The sequence below is a fragment of the Pseudomonas sp. EA_5y_Pfl2_R50 genome (assembly GCF_963970475.1).
Taxonomy (GTDB): domain Bacteria; phylum Pseudomonadota; class Gammaproteobacteria; order Pseudomonadales; family Pseudomonadaceae; genus Aquipseudomonas.
Genome location: NZ_CAXAPT010000188.1, coordinates 1 through 445, shown reverse-complemented (window position 1 = coordinate 445; position 445 = coordinate 1). Strand labels below are relative to the sequence as shown.

The following is a 445-nucleotide window of genomic DNA, read 5'->3' as shown; positions in this document are numbered from 1 at the left end:
ACGAAATCTACGCCGAGCTCACTTAGACGCCCGCCAACGAAGCAAAGAACCTGCCGCTGATCAAGCTGCCGCATGGCGGCCCGATCGCGCGCGATGACGAAAGCTGGGACTGGTGGACGCAATTCCTCGCCCGCCGCGGGTATGCCGGGCTGCTTCCCAATTATCGCGGCTCCTCGGTCTATGGCACCGGCTTTACCAATAAGGGGCGCGGACAATGGGGCCTCGCCATGCAGGACGATTTGACCGACGCGGTCAAATGGGCGGCAGACAGCGGCCTGGCCGATGCCAAGCGCGTCTGCATCGTCGGCGGCTCCTATGGCGGCTATGCCGCGCTACAATCGGCGGTGCTCGATCCAAGCCTGTTCAAGGCGATCGTCGCGGTCGCGCCCGTTACCGATCTGGAGACGCTGCGGCAGGAACGGCATGACTTCACCGACTTTACGGA

1 protein-coding gene is annotated in these 445 nt (G+C 63.6%); it reads left to right on the top strand.

Features of this window, described 5'->3' with window-relative positions; genetic code table 11:
• Nucleotides 1-50 precede the first annotated feature (50 nt).
• Nucleotides 51-445: alpha/beta hydrolase family protein (locus AACY19_RS27375; protein ID WP_339454618.1), on the top strand; the 395-nt coding region annotated here is incomplete at its 3' end.